We start from the raw sequence: 13,791 nt of genomic DNA on the forward strand, positions 1-13,791 counted from the left end.
CTTAAGCGTAAGTGTTTTCGGTTAGCAATGAACGTACGTCTGTAATGCGACCTGTTATGGCGGCCGCGGCAGCCGTAAGCGGACTGGCCAGGAAGGTCCGGGAATTCGGTCCCTGACGGCCTTCGAAGTTCCGGTTGGATGTCGAAACACAATATTTTCCTGCGGGAATTTTATCTTCATTCATCCCAAGGCAGGCACTGCATCCTGGTTCCCGCAATTGAAACCCCGCGGCTTCAAACACCTGGTCCAAGCCTTCGGCGATGGCCTGTTGTTCTATTTGCTTTGAACCAGGAACAATCCATGCAATAACATTCGGTGCTTTCTGCCGACCTTTCACAAAGTCCGCAACAGCCCTTAGATCTTCCATTCTGGAGTTGGTACAGCTTCCGATAAAAACATAGTCGATCTCTTTTCCTAACAAAGCGCTGTCATCTTCAATGCCCATATAGTTCAGCGCCTTCTGGTACGATGGACGTTCAGAAAGCTCCTGGCTATTTGTAGATGGTACAAACTGACTGATGCCAATGCCCATGCCGGGGTTTGTTCCATACGTGATCATTGGTTCTATGTCTGCAGCATCAAACGTCAGCTCCGCATCGAATACGGCATCAGAATCGCTGTAAAGCGTGTTCCATTGTGCCAGTGCTTTGTCCCATCCTGCACCTTTTGGCGCGAACTCGCGACCCTTGATGTATTCGAAAGTCGTTTCGTCCGGCGCAATCAGACCACCTCTGGCACCCATCTCAATGCTCATGTTACAAATCGTCATTCTGGATTCCATACTCAAACTGCGGATCGTTGAACCAGCATATTCAATGAAATACCCGGTACCGCCTGCGGCGGAAATCTTTGCGATGATGTACAGAATGATATCCTTTGCGCTTACACCAGGGCCCAGCATCCCATCAACGGTAATGCGCATCGTTTTAGGGGGTTGCTGTAGCAGGCACTGCGTGGCTAGTACCTGCTCCACCTGAGAGGTGCCGATGCCGAAGGCAATGGCACCGAAGGCGCCGTGGGTAGAGGTATGACTATCTCCGCACACGATGGTTGCCCCAGGGAGGGTGATACCCAACTCCGGGCCAATAACGTGGACAATCCCCTGAAAAGGATGGCCCAGTCCATATAATTCTACGCCAAACTCAGCACAATTCTTCGTTAGCATATCCACCTGATAGCGCGATAATGTTTCCTGAATCGGCAGATGCTGGTTTAGTGTTGGCACATTGTGGTCTGCCGTAGCAATGGTTTGCGCAGGTCTGAACACGGGTAAGCCTCGCTTTCGGAGTCCGTCAAATGCCTGAGGACTGGTTACCTCATGTATAAAATGTGTGTCGATATACAAAATATCAGGATAGCCCTCGTCGCGTTTGACAACGTGGGCATCCCATATTTTTTCTACTAGCGTCTTTCCCATGTGGGTATAATATTTATGCTTCTAATTCTTTCTCTGCTGGCTGATTTTCTGGGCGTAGGCTGCGTACGGTCTTACCGGCTTGCCACAATTCACTATCCCTTAATTCAGCGAGTTCTGCATTAAGCTTCTCGCGGTAGTCAGGCTGACTGTTGCTGTCAATTGATCTTTGAGATTCCTTGCCCGTGGCAACACTTTCATAGAGCTCTTCAAAAACAGGTTTGGTCGCGTCACGGAATTTCTTCCACCAATCCAGTGCACCACGTTGAGCAGTGGTTGAGCAGTTTGCATACATCCAGTCCATTCCGTTTTCAGCAACCAGTGGCATTAAGCTTTGTGTAAGTTCTTCAACGGTTTCATTGAAGGCTTCAGAAGGGGAGTGGCCATTAGCGCGCAGCACGTCATATTGTGCAGCAAAGATGCCCTGAATACAACCCATCAATGTTCCGCGCTCGCCAGTTAAATCACTAAAAACCTCTTTCTTGAAGTCTGTCTCAAACAGGTAGCCGCTACCAACTGCAATGCCGAGGGCAACAACTCTTTCATATGCTTTCCCTGTTGCATCCTGGAAAATCGCGTAGCTGGAGTTTAGTCCGCGACCCTGTAAAAACATCCGGCGCAGGGAAGTGCCTGAACCTTTCGGGGCCACCAGAAATACATCTACATCTGCAGGTGGCACGATGCCGGTTTGCTCGTTGAAAGTGATTCCGAAACCGTGTGAGAAATATAACGCCTTGCCAGGAGTAAGGTGTTTTTGAACTGTCGGCCATAACTCAATTTGTGCGGCATCGCTCAACAGGTAGCAAATGATCGTTCCGCGCTCCAGCGCTTCTTCAATTTCAAATAAAGTTTCTCCGGGTACAAATCCGTCGGCAATTGCCTTATCCCAGGTTTTAGATTCTTTACGCTGGCCTACAATAACATTGATGCCATTGTCTTTCTGATTAAGCGCCTGACCTGGTCCTTGTACGCCATAGCCAATGATGGCTACCGTTTCATTTTTCAGGACTTCCTGCGCTCTTTCCAATGGAAATTCATCACGTGTTACTACATTTTCGTCTTTACCGCCGAAATTTAATACTGCCATAATTTTGGTTTTATAAGGTTTGGTTAATCTATATATTGTCTTTCTAATATTGCCTTTCAGGCGTTCTACATGGTGAATACATCACGCTTGGTATCCGAGTGTTCAAGCTCTACCACATCTTGGCCGGGCTCTTCACGCTCAAACTCTCGTAGTTTTTCATTGAAGCCCTGGCTGTTCTTAATGATGGCCACTCTCGCGCTTCGCACGAACTCTATCAATCCATATGGCTGAAGCACCTCAATAAGCTTATCCGTTTCTTCCCGGTGTCCGGTGGTTTCAAAGACGGTATAGTCTTTACGGATCACCACTGCCCGGGCACCGTTCTCGCGAAGTAAGCGCTCCACGTATACCTTCTCCGCAATAACATCAGTCGGCACTTTATAAAGTGCCATTTCCTGCCAGATGATATCATCGTTGGTGTTGAAATACACCTTCAATACTTCTACCTGCTTCTCGATCTGCCTTGCCACCTTACGAACGGTGTCTGGCGTTTCATTTACAACGATGTTGAAGCGGTGGATATGCTGGATCTCGGAGGGGGAGACATTTAAGCTTTCAATGTTGATCTTCCTTCTGGAGAAGATGATCGCAATGCGGTTTAGCAGTCCGACCTGATTTTCTGTATAAACCGAGATGGTGTATTCCTGCTTTTTATCTGTGAATTCTGCGTCTTTCATGTCTGATTATTTAAGTCTGATTTCACTTACACTGCAGCCCTGCGGCACCATTGGAAATACGTTAAGTTCTTTTTCTACCATCACCTCCAGTACAAAGGATCCTTTATGTTCCAGCATTTGCGTTAAAGCCGGAATCAGTTCTTCGCGTTCGGTGACTTTCTTTCCAGCGATGTAGTACGATTCCGCAAGTTTGATAAAGTCCGGACTGGTGATGTCTACAAAGGAGTATCGTTTCTCATTGAACAATTGCTGCCATTGGCGTACCATGCCCAGGAATTGATTGTTCAAAATCATGATCTTCACGTCCACGCCACTTTGCATGATGGTGCCAAGCTCCTGCAGGGTCATCTGAAATCCACCATCACCAATTACAGCGACCACCGTACGGTCGGGCCTGCCGAATTTGGCACCAATTGCTGCTGGAAGTCCGAAGCCCATCGTGCCCAAACCACCACTGGTCACATTACTGCGGGTGTTGTTTAGCTTCGCATATCGGCAAGCGACCATCTGGTGCTGACCAACATCGCTTACGATAATTGCTTCTCCTTTGGTGAGTTGATTTAATTGATGAATTACCTCACCCATGGTGAGTTCACCACTACCTGGCTCCAGCTCCTTGCTGATCAGTTCTTCCTGTTCAATTTTCTCAAACACTGCGAATTCTGCACGCCAGTCGTTATGCTGACGCCCCTCAACCCGTGCGGTTAAAAGTGGGAGGGTATCTTTGCAGTCGCCCCAAACCGGCACGTCCGCTTTAACATTCTTGTCAATCTCCGCAGGATCTATATCCAGGTGGATCACTTTTGCCTGGGTAGCGTACTTATCTAATCTGCCGGTTACCCGATCATCAAATCGCATCCCAATGGCAATTAGCACGTCACAGGAGTTGGTCTGCACATTCGGACCATAATTGCCGTGCATACCAAGCATACCCACATTCAGCGGGTGGTCGGATGGTATCGCACCGGCACCTAGAATGGTCCATGCAGCAGGGATCCCGCTTTTTTCTACAAATGCCTGAAACTCCTTCTCGGCACCACCGAGTAACACACCTTGTCCAAACAGGATAAATGGTTTTTTGGCGGCATTGATCATCGCTGCGGCCTCCTCGATGTAAGCCATGCGGATGTTAGGCTTCGGCCTGTAGCTGCGGATATGGTTGCAAGGGGTGTAGCCCTCGTAGTCTATTTTCTGAATCTGTGCATCCTTGGTGATGTCGATCAACACCGGTCCGGGCCGGCCGCTCTTGGCAATGTAGAACGCCTTCGCCAACACTGCTGGAATTTCATTGGCATCCGTTACCTGGTAGTTCCATTTTGTTACCGGCGTGGTGATGTTTATGACATCCGTCTCTTGAAAGGCATCGGTACCAAGCAGGTGACTGAAAACCTGCCCGGTAATACAAACCAGCGGCGTACTATCAATTTGTGCGTCAGCAAGACCGGTCACCAGGTTCGTTGCACCGGGTCCGCTGGTTGCGAACACAACACCAACCTTGCCTGATGTTCTTGCAAATCCCTGTGCAGCATGCGTGGCGCCTTGTTCATGGCGAACCAGAATGTGCTGCAGCCGTGCTTTGAAGTCGTATAAGGCATCATAAATCGGCATGATGGCACCTCCAGGATAGCCAAAGACCACCTCGGTGCCCTCGGCGATCAAGCCTTCAAGCAGTGCTACTGAGCCACTTACGGTTTTAAGTTCTTTCGGCACTGCCGTTCTGATTGTTTCTTCAATTGATAATTCCATGTTCTTCGGTATTATGTGCAGATTAATCGGTATAGGCATCAGTTACGCAGCCTTCACTGGCATTGCTTACCTGTTTCAGATATTTATAGAGTACCCCTTGTTTAACGGGAGGCGGCAACTGCTTCCAGTTTGCGCGACGCGCGGCGAGCGTCTCATCGGACACCAGCACGTCTATGGTATTGTTTATCGCATCAATGCGGATGATGTCATTATCTTCTACCAGGCCGATATTTCCACCGTCCCAAGCCTCCGGTGTGATGTGACCCACCACAAAGCCATGCGTACCACCAGAGAACCGGCCGTCGGTAATCAGTGCCACTGATTTTCCTAGTCCCGCACCGATAATGGCCGATGTCGGTTTTAACATTTCCGGCATGCCCGGTGCGCCTTTAGGCCCTACCTGGCGGATCACCACAACGTCACCCTGATGAACCCTGCCGCTGGAGATACCTTCAATAAGTTGCTTTTCGCCGTTGAACACCCTTGCTGGACCTTCAAAACGTTCACCTTCTTTTCCGCTGATTTTTGCAACAGCACCAAGTTGTGCCAGGTTACCGTAAAGCATTTGTAAATGCCCGGTCGCTTTAATTGGGTGTTCAATTGGTAAAATCACTTTCTGCTGTTCAAAGTCGAGCTCAACAGCATCGGCCACGTTTTCCGCTAATGTTTTACCCGTTACGGTTAAGGAGTCGCCATGAATCAAACCGACTTTAAGCAAATATTTTAAAACCGCTGGTATACCACCAATGCGGTGTACATCCTCCATAAGGTATTGTCCACTTGGTTTTAAGTCTGCCAGCACTGGTGTATTATCACTGATGTGCTGGAAGTCTTCAAGTTTCAGGCGCAGTCCTACAGACTTTGCCATTGCAATAAGATGCAGGACCGCGTTGGTACTTCCGCCCAGGACCATCACGGTGACAATCGCGTTGTGAAATGCCTTTTCAGTCATGATGTCTGAAGGCAGGATATTACGTGCTAACAAAACCTTAATGGCGTCGCCTGCACGCAAGCATTCGTTCTTTTTCTCTTCACTAAGCGCAGGGTAGGAGGAGCTGTAAGGCAAGCTCATCCCTAAGGCTTCAATTGCTGAAGCCATGGTGTTCGCCGTATACATGCCGCCGCAAGCGCCTGCACCCGGACAGGTGTGTCTGATGATGCCTTGGTAATCTTCCTCAGAAAGCTTTCCAGCAATTTTCTCGCCCAAGGCTTCAAATGCCGAAACCATGTTCAATGACTTTCCTTTGTAATTCCCGGAGTGAATACTACCACCATATACCATTATGGAAGGGCGATTTAACCGTCCCATCGCAATGATGGACCCTGGCATATTCTTGTCGCAACCGGGTAGTGCGATTAGACCATCATAGTATTGACCGCCACAAATGGTTTCAATAGAGTCTGCGATTACGTCCCTGGAGATCAGCGAATAACGCATTCCATCGGTTCCGTTTGACATCCCGTCGCTCACCCCAATGGTGTTGAAGGTTAAGCCGACCATGTCACTTTTCCATACACCCTCTTTTACCAGCTTCGCCAGGTCGTTCAGGTGCATATTGCAGGTGTTCCCATCATAGCCCATGCTTGCAATTCCCACCTGTGCTTTCTGCATATCGGCGGTAGTCAACCCGATTCCATATAACATGGCTTGTGCGCCGGCTTGTGTTGGATCTTGTGTGAAAGTTTTACTATATCTATTTAATTCTGGCGTATCTGACATGTTATGCTGCGGTATGATCGTTATATAAAAACTTCGTAATTCTGTTTTTCAAGCACCAAACACTTGTAGGTTCGTTGCAAAGTAGCACCTAAACTATCTGACCATTTTAAAGGGAAGGTGGTCTCATCAATCGACTTCATGCCGATAATTTCTACTGCTGTACCGCAGAGGAAAGCCGCATCTGCTTGTTTAAGGTCTCGTGCAGTGATTTGCTTTTCAATACATTCAATATCTAGACTTTTGCAAAGCTGAAGTACCGTTGCCCGTGTGATGCCTGGCAAAATGTGCCCAAGCGAAGGCGTGTATAACTTTCCGGATTTTTCAATGAAAATATTGGCTCCTGGTGCTTCCGCTACAAACTCGTGCTGATCAAGCAAAACCGCTTCATCGTAACCCCGGCTTTTAGCCTCCGTCGTTGCAAGAATAGAGTTTACATAATGTCCGCTTACCTTAGCCTCCATTGGGGTAGACTTTGGATTTGGGCGCTGATAGCTGGAAATACAAACCCGAACTTGCTTGCTGCCCAAATAAGCGCTCCATTCCCAGGCGCAGATCATGATGTTTACACTGCTTGGCTCCGAAAGCGTCATGTTAGGATTGCAATACACTAAAGGACGGATATACGCGTCCTTTAGGTTATTCAGCTCCAGCAACTTGTATGTCTGCCTTACCAGTTCATCAATATCCCATTCGAAAGGGATATGTACCAATTCACAAGAGCGTTTCAGGCGCTCGTAGTGACGTTTGGCTTTGAAGATTCTGGTGCCGTTATGTGTGTTATAGGCGCGAATGCCTTCGAACACGGCATAGCCATAATGTAGGGATTGGCTATAAAGGTCAGTGCTGGCGTCTTTTGCGGGAACAAACTCGCCATTTAAGTAAAGCTGGGTAGATGAATTGTAGTATTGCATGGTTTAGGTTGGGATTCAAAAAGCTGGTTATTAAAAAAGCGCCTCTTTGCTGGGGCGCTTGTAACTATCTTGGTTTATATTCTCGTTTACAGCGCCGTCTTCTCCTGAATAATCAGCAGAATAATATTGTTAATCAGGTTGTTGACGATGTTGAGAATGATGGTATTCATGATGTTTCTGTTATCTCGTGTTTCTTAAAATACAATTTAGATGATGAGAAAGGTAAAGACAATAGCAAACAGAAATATTTTAAAAAAAAATAAAAAGGCGATTAACTATGCTTCAGCAAAATAATAAATGGCCAATCTGTGATATTAAATACATTTCACTAGCATGACTATACCAAAAGTGTTTTTGGTATTCAGTCTACTTGCTATGCGTGCATTATAATATTGTCTGAATTCTGCGTGAAATGCTTGCTGTGGTCAGAAAAGATCTCAGAAAAACGTCTTTTTCCGGGTAGTAATACTGATGGGTAATGGGGGCGTAGTGGACAATGATGCGCTAAGTTTAGGGCAAAAAAAAATCCCCCGAACTTCGGGGGATTTTCAAACTGTTCATGAATGCTATTAAAGGGCTACACCCTCTGCAAGAACTACAATTTTATTTTTCAAAACTTCTACAACGCCACCTTTGATGATAAAGGTTTGTTCGTCTGTTTTGTTTTTAATGATAACCGGACCATCTTCTAAAGTTGAGATGATAGGGGCATGGTCTCTCAGAATCTGAAAAGAACCCATTGTTCCCGGTACAGTAACCGCAGTTACTTCTCCTTCAAAAACTTTTTTATCTGGGGTTAATATTTCAAGTGTCATAACTATGCGTTCGCTTCAGCCAGGATTTTCTTACCTTTCTCGATGGCATCATCAATATTACCAACCAAGTTAAATGCTGCTTCTGGATACTCATCAACTTCACCATCCATAATCATGTTAAATGCTTTGATGGTATCTTTAATGTCTACCAATACACCTTTAAGACCAGTAAACTGCTCCGCTACGTGGAAAGGCTGAGAAAGGAAACGTTGAACACGACGTGCGCGGTGTACAACAAGCTTATCCTCTTCAGAAAGCTCATCCATACCAAGGATGGCAATAATATCCTGAAGTTCTTTATAACGTTGAAGAATCTCTTTTACACGTTGAGCGGTATTGTAGTGCTCGTCACCCAATACTGCAGGTGAAAGAATTCTGGAAGTAGAATCCAATGGATCTACTGCTGGATAGATACCAAGCTCAGAAATTTTACGTGAAAGTACAGTTGTTGCATCTAAGTGGGCAAACGTTGTCGCCGGAGCAGGGTCAGTTAAATCATCCGCAGGAACGTAAACGGCCTGAACAGAAGTAATTGATCCACGTTTTGTTGATGTAATACGCTCTTGCATCAATCCCATCTCTGTAGCAAGTGTTGGTTGGTAACCTACCGCTGATGGCATACGACCTAATAGTGCGGATACCTCAGAACCAGCTTGCGTAAAGCGGAAAATGTTATCAACGAAGAAAAGGATATCTTTTCCAGCACCTTCGCCATCACCATCACGGAAGTATTCCGCTACAGTAAGACCAGATAAAGCCACACGTGCACGTGCACCAGGAGGCTCGTTCATCTGACCGAAAACCAAAGTCGCTTTAGATTCTTTTAATTTCTCTACATCTACCTTGGATAAATCCCAGCCACCTTTTTCCATAGAGTGCAAGAATTCATCACCATAGTTGATTACACCAGATTCGATAAACTCGCGTAAAAGGTCATTACCTTCACGTGTACGCTCACCTACACCAGCAAATACAGATAAACCTGCGTAAGCTTTTGCAATGTTGTTTACCAGTTCCATAATAAGAACCGTCTTACCAACACCAGCACCACCGAATAATCCGATCTTACCACCTTTTGCATAAGGCTCTAATAAGTCGATTACTTTAATACCAGTGAAAAGAACTTCAGATTCAGTAGATAACTCATCGAAACGTGGAGGCGCACTGTGAATCGCTTTTCCGCCAGTCTTGTCAATTGTATTAATACCGTCGATGGCTTCACCTACAACATTGAATAAACGACCTTTAATTTGATCACCAATAGGCATCTTAATAGGCGCACCAGTGTCTAATGCTTTCATTCCGCGAACTAAACCGTCAGTAGAGTCCATCGCAATTGCACGAACACGGTCCTCACCTAAGTGTTGTTGAACCTCTAAAATGATCTTTTGTCCGTTTTCTTTTTCAATCTCTAATGCAGAGAAAATCTGAGGTAAATGAGCATCGTCAGCAAAACTCACGTCAACTACCGGTCCTATAATCTGCGCTATTTTTCCAATGTTAGGCATATATTGTTTTGGGTAAATTTATAAATATCAAATTGTTAAAGTCCGGATTTATGGTCCTCAATTCAGTCCGCAAAGTTAAGTTTTTTCTCGGAAAATTGTGTATATAAATAAAATGATTTTCCACAAGATTTAAGTGATAAATTCGCTTGTATGAAAACCGTATTAGTTACTGGTAGCAATGGGCTGCTCGGACAGAAAATTACAGAAAATATATTGCTAAACCAGCAGTTTAATTTGGTTGCAACTTCTAAGGGCTCAAATCGTTATCCAATACAAGAAGGATACACCTATGCTGAAATGGATATTCTGGACGCCGGACAGGTGCGCAACGTTGTTGCGAAATACAAGCCCGACGCGATCATTCATACCGCGGCCATGACCAACGTGGATACCTGTCAGGTGGAAAAAGAATTAGCACATGCCTTGAACGTTGATGCAGTGAAAACCCTGGTTGCTGTTTGCGAAACCATGAACATACAGCTTGTGCATCTGTCTACAGACTTCGTGTTCGATGGAGCGGATGGCCCGTATGAAGAATCCGCGAAACCAAACCCGCTGAGTTATTATGGTGAAACCAAGGCTGAAGCGGAAGCGGTCGTTCAAAATGCACACTGTCGTTGGTCAATCATCCGCACCATATTGGTCTATGGCATCGTTAAAGATATGAGCAGGAGCAATATTGTACTTTGGGCAAAGAACGCCCTTGAAAAGGCTGCACCGCTCAATGTGGTCAACGACCAATGGCGCATGCCTACACTGGCAGAAGATCTGGCTTGGGCATGTTTGAAGGCGGTTAAAAAAGATGTTACCGGCATTTATCACATCTCCGGAAAAGATATGATGAGTGTTTCCGAACTGGTAAGCAGGGTGGCAGATTACTTTGGCTTAGATAAAGGCCTGATGTCTGAAGTCAGCTCGGCAACACTAAACCAATCTGCCGCACGTCCCAAACGAACCGGATTCATCTTAGATAAAGCCATCCGTGATCTTGATTACAAGCCGCACAGCTTCGAAGAGGGCATTGCCATACTCGAGCAGCAGATGGCCGGTAAACCATAACAATTGAAAATACTTATCAATACTTAAATAAATAGACATACCATGGCATTACAAGTAGGCGAACAAGCGCCAGATTTCAAATTATTTGACTCAGAATTAAAAGAAGTAAGCTTAAAGGATTTTGCGGGCCGCAAGTTGGTCCTTCAGTTCTTTCCTATGGCTTTTACAGGTACCTGCACTACCCAACTCTGCACCATGCGCGACAGTTTTGGTTATTATGAAGGCATTAATGCTGCTGTAGTTGGCATCTCCGTAGATTCTCCATTTACCTTGGCCAAGTTCAAAGAAGATCAGGCTTACCAATTTCCTTTGTTATCAGATTTTAATAAAGAAGCATCTCAGGCTTATGGCGCTTTTTACGAAGAATTTGTGTTCAACCTTAAAGGCGTATCAAAAAGAGCTGCCTTTGTCGTGGATGAAAGCGGAAAAATTATTTACGCCGAAGTTCTTGAAAGTGCAGGGGACTTACCTGATTTCGAAGCAATTAAGCAGGTGTTAGCCGCTTAACCGCGCTTTCACAGCAGCACAAATCGAAAATTATTTCAAAAAAAATTGGGAAATTCCAATTGTAGTGCTACTTTTGCAGTCCAATCAAACGGAAACGCATTCGTAGCTTAATTGGATAGAGCACCTGACTACGGATCAGGAGGTTAGGGGTTCGACTCCCTTCGAGTGCACAGAAAGCCTTAGAGAAATCTAAGGCTTTTTTTATGTCCAGCCATCGGAGCAGCCATCCAATAGCCAAACTGTCTACCGCGAAAGCTTAACCTTCATTTACTCGCCGCTGGTACCACTACAAATTGAACAGTAACGCATACAGATCTGAAATATCCTGTCTCGTCTTTATCTCTTTGCTAATCGGAATCATAACATTCCCCTTGCTGTCATAGCAATAAAGCATGTTTGTGTCCAGGTCATAACACAATACTGCGGATAACTTATACATGCCTAAACGTTCATCGAAGGCGATGTTGAAATCATATAAATCCTGTTCGCTTAATCTTTCATCCATGTCACGAATGTAAGTGTTCCCTTTTGAAACCTATCGCATAAAATCAGCCTACCCGGAAACAACATACTGCCGTAAGGCCTCCAGGTTCTGAATCGCATTTCCCATGGTGTTGTTGAAATATACAAACACAACTTTTCCATCTGCCAGCCACTCCCGAACGTATGAAGCATATTCATACAAGAACTGATCTTCGTAACTGCCCCGGTAATTGCCGCCCGGCCCATGGAATCTTAAGTAGATGAAATCGGTCGACGCATCGTTTAGTGAAGTACCTTCGCTGAGTTTGTCATGGAGCACAAGTCCCATGTTCAATGCTTCCATCATATCATACGTATCGGTCTGATACCAGCTTTGATGCCTGAATTCCACCGCCACCTTCCACGCTTGATCAGGATCAGCCTGCCGGATCTGAATCAGCAGCTGCTCCAACTCGCGCATGAGTACTGGCTTAATACTTCCGGGAAATTGTACGAGCAAACTACCTTTCTTATCACCAGCGGCTTCAATCCTTTCAAAAAAGTGCTGAATGTGCGCCGCCTGATACTGCAGCCCTTTGCCATGTGTGATTTCCCGCCAAAGCTTAAATGTGAATTTGAAGTCATCAGGCGTATCCGCTGCCCATTTCGCAACCGTTGAAGCCATCGGCACCTTGTAAAAGGAGCTGTTGATCTCGATGCTGTTGAACAAAGAGCCATAATAGCAAAGCCGACTCCTGTTTTTAAATTCTTCAGGGTAATATTCTTTGTTCGGGACCGGAAGTAATAAGCCGCTTGTGCCAGTATAAAAATTGGGTGTATTCATCACCACCATAAACAGCACATGGGGTTAAATGGTTCGGTGGTTCTCGCTTACCTTCACAGTTCTCAACAAAACTTTTCGTTTCACGTACAAAGTTTCCTTAACCTGGTCGGTTATTTAAGAAATTGGTAAATTAGTATTAAGCAAATCTGAGCCATGAAAACAACCCTTTTTCGCTCTTGTGTATTTATAGCGCTTGGAACAATGTTCTTCAGCTGTGCCAAAGACGACGCAGCAGTCCTGGAGTCGGCCACCAACGTCTCCAGCCAAGCGCTTAATGAGGCTGAACAATTCGCCTGGTTCCCAACTTATAAAGAAGTGGATCCTGGCAAGGATGCTTCCGGTTCACTGAATACCCCCACGGAACCGCGACTGAATTTTCCTTACGGGCCCGACGATGAGATCCCGAAACGGTATCCTTTCAAAGTCATTGATAAGCCCGATCTGGGTTATGTTAACGAAACCTGCTTGTTTGATATCGCTGATCTGGAGCGGAACAAATCCTATCATAAACTTCAGAATGGCAGCTTAAGAATCGGATTTTTCGATGATGGTTTTGAACCAATAAGACTAATTAAGTTGCCTTCTTCAAGCGAGTCGGGCTGGAACGCACATTGGGGCACGACACCTGCTGTTGAACAGGAGAAACCAGATGTCCTCTATTATAATACCTGGAATTCCCGGTCCATAATCATTTATTTATCTAAGCCATGTACCGAATTTGGCTTCGAAATAGCGCCTAACAATAAAAGGTCGACTCATAGCTTCATCGTAGACGTCGGCGATTGGCTAAATGATGATTCCAAAGGAACGGTAAGCGTGGAAACGAAAACACCTTCAGGGGCAGCACTTGCTGCAATAAAAGCAACTAAACCCTTTCGTATGGTTCGAATCTGGAGCATAGGAAGTCCAACGCTACCTTTAGCGGAAGGTATGGCAATTTCAAACATCCGCTATACGCTTGCAAAGTAAAATAGGAGCGAAGCGACACTTCCTTAGCCGCTTGCTCCTAAAAGCTCAACTTATTTACAGTAAGCGTTGTTA

14 protein-coding genes and 1 tRNA gene are annotated in these 13,791 nt (G+C 45.6%); 5 read left to right on the forward strand and 10 right to left on the reverse strand.

The genetic code is table 11. The features are described 5' to 3' along the window. Position 1: 1 nt before the first annotated feature. From leuC to IEW69_RS00745, 6 genes are all read right to left on the reverse strand, one after another. Positions 2 to 1,417, reverse strand: coding sequence for a 3-isopropylmalate dehydratase large subunit (leuC, locus tag IEW69_RS00720; protein WP_188624900.1), 1,416 nt, complete (start codon positions 1,415 to 1,417; stop codon positions 2 to 4). Between the two features lie 13 nt (positions 1,418 to 1,430). Then, a complete protein-coding gene (gene ilvC, locus IEW69_RS00725; RefSeq protein ID WP_188624901.1) occupies positions 1,431 to 2,501 on the reverse strand; it encodes a ketol-acid reductoisomerase in 1,071 nt (356 codons plus the stop codon). A gap of 65 nt (positions 2,502 to 2,566) precedes the next feature. After that, the gene (gene ilvN / locus IEW69_RS00730; RefSeq protein ID WP_188624902.1) at positions 2,567 to 3,178 is read right to left on the reverse strand and encodes an acetolactate synthase small subunit; all 612 of its coding nucleotides are present in this window, start codon (positions 3,176 to 3,178) and stop codon (positions 2,567 to 2,569) included. A gap of 6 nt (positions 3,179 to 3,184) precedes the next feature. Beyond that, positions 3,185 to 4,924 carry a biosynthetic-type acetolactate synthase large subunit gene (gene ilvB / locus IEW69_RS00735; RefSeq protein WP_188624903.1) on the reverse strand — a complete coding sequence of 580 codons (1,740 nt, stop codon included), beginning with the start codon at positions 4,922 to 4,924 and terminating at the stop codon, positions 3,185 to 3,187. Positions 4,925 to 4,946: 22 nt separating this feature from the next. Further along, complete coding sequence (gene ilvD, locus IEW69_RS00740) at positions 4,947 to 6,644, reverse strand: dihydroxy-acid dehydratase (RefSeq protein WP_188624904.1); 1,698 nt, start codon at positions 6,642 to 6,644, stop codon at positions 4,947 to 4,949. Positions 6,645 to 6,664: 20 nt separating this feature from the next. Next, complete coding sequence (locus tag IEW69_RS00745; protein WP_188624905.1) at positions 6,665 to 7,555, reverse strand: branched-chain amino acid transaminase; 891 nt, start codon at positions 7,553 to 7,555, stop codon at positions 6,665 to 6,667. Here IEW69_RS00745 and IEW69_RS00750 point away from each other — a divergent pair. Then, the gene (locus tag IEW69_RS00750; protein ID WP_188624906.1) at positions 7,537 to 7,818 is read left to right on the forward strand and encodes a hypothetical protein; all 282 of its coding nucleotides are present in this window, start codon (positions 7,537 to 7,539) and stop codon (positions 7,816 to 7,818) included. The two genes, IEW69_RS00745 and IEW69_RS00750, sit on opposite strands and share 19 nt — an antisense overlap. 306 nt (positions 7,819 to 8,124) lie before the next feature. Here IEW69_RS00750 and atpC read toward each other — a convergent pair whose 3' ends face one another. Then, complete coding sequence (gene atpC, locus IEW69_RS00755; RefSeq protein ID WP_188624907.1) at positions 8,125 to 8,370, reverse strand: ATP synthase F1 subunit epsilon; 246 nt, start codon at positions 8,368 to 8,370, stop codon at positions 8,125 to 8,127. A gap of 2 nt (positions 8,371 to 8,372) precedes the next feature. Further along, positions 8,373 to 9,878 carry a F0F1 ATP synthase subunit beta gene (gene atpD, locus IEW69_RS00760; protein WP_188624908.1) on the reverse strand — a complete coding sequence of 502 codons (1,506 nt, stop codon included), beginning with the start codon at positions 9,876 to 9,878 and terminating at the stop codon, positions 8,373 to 8,375. Positions 9,879 to 10,028: 150 nt separating this feature from the next. Here atpD and IEW69_RS00765 point away from each other — a divergent pair, with 150 nt between their 5' ends. The 3 genes from IEW69_RS00765 (at position 10,029) to IEW69_RS00775 (ending at position 11,614) form a co-directional block, all read left to right on the forward strand. Continuing rightward, on the forward strand, positions 10,029 to 10,937 hold the full coding sequence (locus tag IEW69_RS00765) for an SDR family oxidoreductase (protein WP_188624909.1): 909 nt from the start codon (positions 10,029 to 10,031) through the stop codon (positions 10,935 to 10,937). A 42-nt stretch (positions 10,938 to 10,979) separates the two neighbouring features. Continuing rightward, a complete protein-coding gene (locus tag IEW69_RS00770; protein WP_188624910.1) occupies positions 10,980 to 11,444 on the forward strand; it encodes a redoxin domain-containing protein in 465 nt (154 codons plus the stop codon). A gap of 96 nt (positions 11,445 to 11,540) precedes the next feature. Further along, positions 11,541 to 11,614 (forward strand) — tRNA-Arg (locus IEW69_RS00775). A gap of 116 nt (positions 11,615 to 11,730) precedes the next feature. Here the strand turns inward: IEW69_RS00775 and IEW69_RS00780 are convergent. Beyond that, complete coding sequence (locus IEW69_RS00780; protein ID WP_188624911.1) at positions 11,731 to 11,949, reverse strand: hypothetical protein; 219 nt, start codon at positions 11,947 to 11,949, stop codon at positions 11,731 to 11,733. Between the two features lie 48 nt (positions 11,950 to 11,997). Then, positions 11,998 to 12,750: a DUF72 domain-containing protein gene (locus IEW69_RS00785; RefSeq protein ID WP_229663473.1), complete on the reverse strand. Its 753-nt coding sequence runs from the start codon at positions 12,748 to 12,750 to the stop codon at positions 11,998 to 12,000. Positions 12,751 to 12,903: 153 nt separating this feature from the next. Between IEW69_RS00785 and IEW69_RS00790 the strand changes: the two genes are divergently transcribed. Continuing rightward, positions 12,904 to 13,719 carry a hypothetical protein gene (locus tag IEW69_RS00790; protein WP_188624913.1) on the forward strand — a complete coding sequence of 272 codons (816 nt, stop codon included), beginning with the start codon at positions 12,904 to 12,906 and terminating at the stop codon, positions 13,717 to 13,719. The last annotated feature ends 72 nt before the right edge of the window (positions 13,720 to 13,791 follow it).

This window comes from Pedobacter quisquiliarum, from assembly GCF_014642175.1.
Taxonomy (GTDB): domain Bacteria; phylum Bacteroidota; class Bacteroidia; order Sphingobacteriales; family Sphingobacteriaceae; genus Pedobacter; species Pedobacter quisquiliarum.

Excerpts from the sequence above, each read along its gene's own strand:
- ilvN (WP_188624902.1), bottom strand. The coding sequence starts at position 3,178 with ATGAAAGACGCAGAATTCACAGATAAAAAGCAGGAATACACCATCTCG.
- leuC (WP_188624900.1), bottom strand. The coding sequence starts at position 1,417 with ATGGGAAAGACGCTAGTAGAAAAAATATGGGATGCCCACGTTGTCAAA.
- IEW69_RS00785 (WP_229663473.1), bottom strand. The coding sequence starts at position 12,750 with ATGAATACACCCAATTTTTATACTGGCACAAGCGGCTTATTACTTCCG.
- IEW69_RS00765 (WP_188624909.1), top strand. The coding sequence starts at position 10,029 with ATGAAAACCGTATTAGTTACTGGTAGCAATGGGCTGCTCGGACAGAAA.
- ilvD (WP_188624904.1), bottom strand. The coding sequence starts at position 6,644 with ATGTCAGATACGCCAGAATTAAATAGATATAGTAAAACTTTCACACAA.
- atpC (WP_188624907.1), bottom strand. The coding sequence starts at position 8,370 with ATGACACTTGAAATATTAACCCCAGATAAAAAAGTTTTTGAAGGAGAA.
- IEW69_RS00770 (WP_188624910.1), top strand. The coding sequence starts at position 10,980 with ATGGCATTACAAGTAGGCGAACAAGCGCCAGATTTCAAATTATTTGAC.
- IEW69_RS00780 (WP_188624911.1), bottom strand. The coding sequence starts at position 11,949 with ATGGATGAAAGATTAAGCGAACAGGATTTATATGATTTCAACATCGCC.
- atpD (WP_188624908.1), bottom strand. The coding sequence starts at position 9,878 with ATGCCTAACATTGGAAAAATAGCGCAGATTATAGGACCGGTAGTTGAC.
- IEW69_RS00790 (WP_188624913.1), top strand. The coding sequence starts at position 12,904 with ATGAAAACAACCCTTTTTCGCTCTTGTGTATTTATAGCGCTTGGAACA.
- ilvB (WP_188624903.1), bottom strand. The coding sequence starts at position 4,924 with ATGGAATTATCAATTGAAGAAACAATCAGAACGGCAGTGCCGAAAGAA.
- ilvC (WP_188624901.1), bottom strand. The coding sequence starts at position 2,501 with ATGGCAGTATTAAATTTCGGCGGTAAAGACGAAAATGTAGTAACACGT.
- IEW69_RS00750 (WP_188624906.1), top strand. The coding sequence starts at position 7,537 with ATGAATTGTAGTATTGCATGGTTTAGGTTGGGATTCAAAAAGCTGGTT.
- IEW69_RS00745 (WP_188624905.1), bottom strand. The coding sequence starts at position 7,555 with ATGCAATACTACAATTCATCTACCCAGCTTTACTTAAATGGCGAGTTT.